6 protein-coding genes are annotated in these 6327 nt (G+C 72.8%); 4 read left to right on the top strand and 2 right to left on the bottom strand.

Going from position 1 to position 6327, the window contains the following annotated elements:
* Positions 1-516: 516 nt before the first annotated feature.
* Positions 517-2094: a FadD3 family acyl-CoA ligase gene (locus tag ACFV1J_RS28205; protein WP_385862643.1), complete on the bottom strand. Its 1578-nt coding sequence runs from the start codon at positions 2092-2094 to the stop codon at positions 517-519.
* A 113-nt stretch (positions 2095-2207) separates the two neighbouring features.
* Between ACFV1J_RS28205 and ACFV1J_RS28200 the strand changes: the two genes are divergently transcribed.
* From ACFV1J_RS28200 to ACFV1J_RS28190, 3 genes are read left to right on the top strand one after another with little or no spacing between them, the layout of a single operon-like run.
* Positions 2208-3359, top strand: coding sequence for a lipid-transfer protein (locus ACFV1J_RS28200; protein WP_385862641.1), 1152 nt, complete (start codon positions 2208-2210; stop codon positions 3357-3359).
* Between the two features lies 1 nt (position 3360).
* Positions 3361-3792 (top strand): Zn-ribbon domain-containing OB-fold protein, encoded by a 432-nt coding sequence (locus ACFV1J_RS28195; protein WP_385862639.1) that lies wholly within the window; start codon positions 3361-3363, stop codon positions 3790-3792.
* Positions 3789-4601 (top strand): enoyl-CoA hydratase/isomerase family protein, encoded by an 813-nt coding sequence (locus ACFV1J_RS28190; protein ID WP_385862637.1) that lies wholly within the window; start codon positions 3789-3791, stop codon positions 4599-4601. Before ACFV1J_RS28195 ends, ACFV1J_RS28190 begins: the two co-directional genes overlap by 4 nt.
* Before the next feature lie 23 nt (positions 4602-4624).
* On the opposite strand, the gene ACFV1J_RS28185 is transcribed toward ACFV1J_RS28190, so the two are convergent.
* Positions 4625-5173, bottom strand: a complete 549-nt coding sequence (locus tag ACFV1J_RS28185) for a hypothetical protein (RefSeq protein ID WP_385862636.1) — start codon at positions 5171-5173, stop codon at positions 4625-4627.
* A 197-nt stretch (positions 5174-5370) separates the two neighbouring features.
* Between ACFV1J_RS28185 and ACFV1J_RS28180 the strand changes: the two genes are divergently transcribed.
* On the top strand, positions 5371-6300 hold the full coding sequence (locus tag ACFV1J_RS28180) for a hypothetical protein (protein WP_385862634.1): 930 nt from the start codon (positions 5371-5373) through the stop codon (positions 6298-6300).
* The last annotated feature ends 27 nt before the right edge of the window (positions 6301-6327 follow it).

The raw sequence follows: 6327 nt of genomic DNA, 5'->3' as shown, positions 1-6327 counted from the left end.
GGGGGGGCTTTTTTCTGGTAGTCTTTGTATTTCTCGAAACTACCAAGGCCCCTCCGGCCCGTCCCCTCCCGGGAGTGGGTAAGAAAACGGTGGGTGGGGGCGGAGGTCGGCGAGGTCCCGTAGGGCACAGGCGAACAGATCCCGTAGGGGACACGAACGCCCCTTGCAGGCCTCAACACGACGGGAACAGCGAGGTATTCCCGTCGCCGCACGACACCCCACGACACGCGGAACTTCCCGGACAACGCCCGCCCCCACTCAGCTCTTCCCACCCACCAACGGGAGGGGACAGACCGGAGGACGAAGTCTGTAGGGCTGTCACCGCACCCGAAAACACCACGCCCGCCGCCAGGCGCAACGGCGAGCAAGCCCAACGGCGGGACAGCCGACAACGTACGCGGCGCCGCAAAGCGCAACGGCGAGACGACCCACGGCGCCGCAGACAGGTACGTGCGGGGCGCCGCAAAGCGGCAACGGCGAGAAACCACCGCGGCGGGACAGCCAAGTACGTGGGAGTCAACGCAAGCTCCGCTTGCACACCTTTCCGCTCGCGTTCCGTGGCAGTTCGCTGACGAAGACGACCTCCCGGGGCACCTTGTAGTTGGCCATTTCGCGGCGGGACCAGGCGATCAGGTCGTCCTCGGTGACGGCCGCGCCGGGGCGGCGGACCGCGTAGGCCTTGCCGACCTCGCCGAGGCGCGGGTCGGGGATGCCGATGACGGCGACGTCGGCGATGTCCGGGTGGCGGCCGAGGAGTTGCTCGATCTCGGCCGGGTAGGCGTTGAAGCCGCCGACGATGAACATGTCCTTGATGCGGTCGGTGATCCGGAGGTTGCCCGCCGGGTCGAGGACGCCGACGTCGCCGGTGTGCAGCCAGCCGTCGGCGTCCACGGCCTTCGCGGTCTCCTCCGGGTCCTCGAAGTAGCCGCGCAGGACGTGGTGGCCGCGCACCAGCACCTCGCCGGGCTCGCCCGGCGGGGCGAGGACCCGTACCTCCGTGTCGGGGATCGCGCGGCCCGAGGTCGCGGCGATGACCGCCGGGTCGTCGTCGCGCCGGCACATCGTGACCAGGCCGCTCGCCTCGGAGAGGCCGTACGCCGTCAGGACGGTGGCGACGCCCAGTTCGTCGCGCAGCCGCTCGACGAGCTGGAGCGGCACCACGGCCGCGCCGGTGACCACCAGGCGCAGTGCGCTCAGGTCGTGCGTGCCGCGGGCCGGATGGTCGAGGAGGGTCTGGTGCAAGGTGGGCGGGCCGGGGAGTACGGAGATCCGTTCGGCGGCGAGGTTGGCCAGCGTGGTGTCCACGCTGGACACCGGTTGCGGCACCATCACCGCGCCCCGTAGCAGGCAGGCGATGATGCCCGCCTTGTAGCCGAAGGTGTGGAAGAACGGGTTGACGATCAGGTAGCGGTCGCCCGTGCGCAGGCCCGCCAGTTCGCTCCAGATGCCGTAGCAGCGCAGGGTCTGCTCATGGGTGAGGACGGCGCCCTTGGGGCGGCCGGTGGTGCCCGAGGTGAAGATGATGTCGGAGGGGGTGTCGGGGCGTATCGAGTCGGCGCGCCGGCGGACCTCCTCGGTCGTGATCCGGTCGCCGTCGGCGAGGAATTGCTTCCAGGTCCGGTATCCCTCGGGGGCGCTGTCGGAGAGCACCACCACGTGGTCCAGGTGCGGGAGTCCGCCCGTGCTCCCCCCGGTCGCGCGGCGCAGCGCGGCCACGTAGGAGGTGCCGAGGAAGGTGCCGGTGATGAAGAGCAGCCGGGCGCGGGTGCGGTGCAGGAGGTCGGCGGCCTCGGTGCCCTTGAAACGGGTGTTGACCGGGACGAGGACCGCGCCGGCGGTGACCGCGCCGAGGGCCGAGACGATCCAGTCGAGGGTGTTGGGCGCCCAGACGGCGACCCGGTCGCCGGGCGCGACCCCGGAGGCGAGGCAGGCGGCGGCCGCCCGCTCGACCCGTTCGCCGAGTTCCGCGTAGGTGACCCGGGTGCGGCCCTCGACCACCGCCTCGTGGGGGCCGTACCGCCGGGCGGCGGCGCGCACCAGGCGGGGGATGGTGCCGTGCTCCAGGTCCGCCCGCACCGCCGCCTCGTCGTCCATTCGCCCTGCCTCCCGCGGAAGAAGATCCGGCCCGCCCCAGTAGCTGACTACCCGTCAGATTAGCGGTAGCCTCCTCGGCTGTCAGTACGGACGACGGACTTCGGAGGTGGCCAATGGGGGCGACCCTCAAGGACGCGACGGCGATAGCCGGCATCGGGCAGACCCCGTTCGCCAAACGGCTTCCGGATTCCGAGAAGACGCTGGCCTGCCGGGCGATCGTGGCCGCGCTGGACGACGCCGGGATCGCCGCCTCGGAGGTGGACGCCTTCGCCTCGTACACCATGGAGGAGACCGACGAGGTCGAGATAGCCAAGGCGATCGGCGCCGGGGACGTCACCTTCTTCTCCAAGGTCGGCTACGGCGGCGGCGGTTCCTGTGCGACGGTGGCCCATCTGGCCGCCGCCATCGCCACCGGCCAGGCGCACGTCGGCGTCGCCTGGCGCTCCCGCAAGCGCGGTTCGGGGCCGCGGCCCTGGAAGAACACCCAGGTGCAGCTGCCGACCCCGGGGCAGTGGACCCGGCCCTTCGGGCTGCTGCGCCCGGCCGACGAGATCGGCATGCTGGCCCGCCGCTACATGCACGAGTACGGCGCCACCCGCGACCACCTCTTCCACGTCGCGCTCGCCTGCCGCAACCGGGCCAACCAGAACCCCGCCGCGATGATGTACGAGCGCCCGCTGACCCGCGAGATGTACATGACCGCCCGCTGGATCAGCGAGCCGCTCTGCCTCTTCGACAACTGCCTGGAGACGGACGGGGCGTTGGCGTGCGTCCTGGTCTCCGCCGAGCGGGCCCGGGACTGCCGCCACACGCCCGTGTACGTCCACTCCGCCGCCCAGGGACTGCCCGCCCAGCACCACGGCATGGTCAACTACTGGAACGACGACCCGCTGACCGGCCCGGCCTGGACCGCCGCCCGGCAGCTGTGGAAGCAGGCCGACTTCGGGCCGCAGGACGTGCACGTCGCGCAGATCTACGACGCCTTCACCCCGCTCATCCCGCTCTCCCTGGAGGGCTACGGCTTCTGCGGGCGCGGCGAGGGCGCGGCCTTCACCGAGGGCGGCGCCCTGGAGATCGGCGGCCGGCTGCCGCTCAACACCGGCGGCGGCGGCCTCTCCGAGGCGTACGTGCACGGCTTCAACCTGATCAACGAGGGCGTCAAGCAGCTGCGCGGCACCAGCACCGCGCAGGTGCCGGACGCCGCGACCTGCCTGGTCACCGCGGGCGAGGGCGTGCCCACCTCCGCCCTTCTGCTGAGGAGTTGAGATGCTGCTGACACCGGTCGTCGACGACGACGGCGCCCCCTTCTGGGAGTACGCCGCGCGGGGCGAACTCCGCGTCCAGTCCTGTGCCGACTGCGACGCCCTCCGCTTCCCGCCCCGGCCCTGCTGCCCGCACTGCCGGTCCTTCGGCAGCCACTGGCGGAAGATGAGCGGCCGCGGCCGCATCTGGTCGTACGTGGTCCCGCACCCGCCGCTGCTGCCCGCCTACGCGGACCTGCCCGGCTACAACGCCATCCTCGTGGAACTGGCCGAGGCCCCCCGCATCCGCCTGGTCGGCAACCTCGTCACCGCCGCGGACGCCCCGCTCAACTCCGTCGCCCCGGACCGGCTGCGGATCGGCGCCCCGGTGAAGGCCGTCTTCCACACACCGCCCGGAGGCATGACCGTGCCGCGCTGGGTCCTGGAGCGGCCATGACCCTGCGCACGGAGACCGAGGACGGCGTCGCGCTGGTCACCTTGGACCGGCCGGAGCGGCACAACGCGATCGACCTGGCCACCGCGCGCGAACTGGCCGCCCTGTGGCGGGAGTTCCGGTGCGACGACACCGTACGGGCCGCGGTCGTCACCGGCGCCGGCGGCCACGCCTTCTGCACCGGCATCGACCGCGCCGCCGACGTCCCCCAGCCGTCCTCGCCGTACTCCCTCGACGATCCGCTGCTCACCATCGGTCCGAAGGCCAACGACCTGTGGAAGCCGGTCATCGCCGCGGTCGACGGCATGGCCTGCGGCGGCGCCTTCTACCTGCTGGGCGAGGCCGAGTTCATCGTCGCGTCCGAGAACTCCACCTTCTTCGACCCGCACACCACCTACGGGATGGTCAGCGCCTACGAGTCGCTCACCATGGCGCAGCGGATGCCCTACGGGGAGGCCGCGCGGCTGGCCCTGATGGGCACCGCCGAACGGCTGGGCGCCCCGCGCGCGTACGCGATCGGCCTGGTCTCCGAACTGACCCCGCCCGGCGCCGCGGCCGAGGTCGCGCTGCGTCGCGCCGCCACCCTCGCCGCCCAGCCGACCGAGGCGGTCCAGGGCACCGTACGGGCGCTGTGGGCGGCCCACGAGGCGGGCCGGGCACCGGGATGGGCGCACGCCCCGGCGCTGATCGCGCTGGGCAGTCTGCCGGCGGACCGGCAGGCGGACCTGTTCGCCGCCCGGAAGGAGCGGCCGCCCGGGAGCGGTGCGGGCGGCGGGCCCGTAGGGGCGGACCCCTACCCGCTCGTCAGATGACCCTCCAGCCAGGTACGGCCGGACTACATCTTGGTCTTGTGCGCCCGGGTGATCTGGCAGGTGTACCAGAACTGGCCGATGGAGGACTGGTTGACCGTGTACTTGGCGGTGTAGGTCTCGGTGGCGCCGGGGCCCACGATGATGGACCGCTCGTGCAGCCCGTACGCCTTGCCGTCGGCCGGCTTGGCCTTCATCCAGTTCACGGCCATGTCGTAGGAGTACGAGGAGGTCGTCGACGGGTTGGTGATGGACACCGTGTAGGTGAACTGGCGCAGCGAGTTGGAGAAGTCGCAGTTGCTGCCGGTGACGTCCGCGCGCCCGTCCGGGTCGTAGGTCTCCTCGGTCGGCGAGGGCGAGTAGGACGGCGAGTAGCTGTCCGTCGGGTAGCCCGTAGGGGTCGCGCCGTATCCGGTGGGGCTCGCGTACGAGGTCGGTATCGCGACCCGCGGGCGGCTGAAGGCGCACCCTCCGAGCGTGGCGACCGTGACCAGTGCCAGCGCGCCGGCCGCCGCCACCCTCGTCGCCCTGCGAGCACCCTCGCCGACCGTGCCCGTACGTGTGCGCAGCTTCATGATCGTCGATCCCCCGTGGAAACTTCCTGGCCCGCGCGGACTGCGGGTTGACGCGTGCACGGCACCCTAGCAAGAGCCCGGGACACCCCGTACGGGCCCCGCCCCGCGTCCGGCCCAACCTGTCTAGCGGGTGCCGACGGGCAGGCGTAGCGTCGGTCACGGAGGATGACCGAACGACCCGAAGCGAGGCGACGCCCGTGGTGCGCAACGTTCTCGGGTCGCTGATCGCCCTCATCGGAGCGACGGCCGCCGTATGGAGCCCCTTCCGTCCCTGGTACGACGGCCGTCACGGCAGCGACATCCGGATCGAGGACCTCTTCAACGGCATCACCCCCAACAGTGCCGCGCTCTTCGGCTCCGTCCTGCTGCCCATGGCCTTCGCCGCGCTGCTGGCGCTGATCGGGGTGGCACTGCGCTCCCGGGCGCTGGTCGCCGTCGCCGGCGTGGTGGTGCTCGGCTTCACGATCCTGTGGATGGTCCGTCAGGGCCAGGCCGCGAGCGAACTCACCGCCGGCGCCCGCGGACTGGGCGTGGGCGTGGCCAACGCGCTCGGCGGCGGCGCGCTGCTGCTGCTCGGCGCGCTCGTCATGCGGGGCCGCGACCGACGGGTCTACGACCGCGGGTACGACCGGCGATACGACGACCGCGGCTACGACGACCGCCACTACGACGACGGTTACGCCCCCTACCCGCCCGACGACCGCTACGACGCGCACTCCGCCTACCCGCCGGCCGCCCGTCCGCCGGCCGGCTACCCGCCCGCCGCCTATCCGCCCGGCCCGCCCGAGCCGTGGGACGCCGGTCGCCCCGGCGCCGAGGAGTGGGACCCCGAGCCGTACACCGGCGGGCCGGCGGGCACCGGAGCACCGCCGCCCCCGTCCCCGGGCCGCGCCGGCCGTCCGTACCCCGCCGAGGACGACACCCCCACCACACCGCTGCCGCCGGTCGCCCCGCCGCCACCGACCCGGCAGCAGTCACCGGCACCCCAGCAGCCCCGTACACCGCAACCGGAGCCGTACCGGCACGAGCAGCCGCCGACCATGCCGGCCCGCCGGCCGCCGCCCACCCCGCCCGTGGAGTGGGGCAGGGAACAGCGGCAGCCCCGCCCTCCGGAGGACGAGGACTAGGACGCGGAGCCGCCGGGCCCCGGGTGG

Origin of the sequence: Streptomyces sp. NPDC059649, from assembly GCF_042734445.1 — a bacterium.
Lineage (GTDB): Bacteria > Actinomycetota > Actinomycetes > Streptomycetales > Streptomycetaceae > Streptomyces.
Note: the sequence above shows the minus strand (reverse complement) of the source record. Positions and strands in the feature narration are given on the sequence as shown.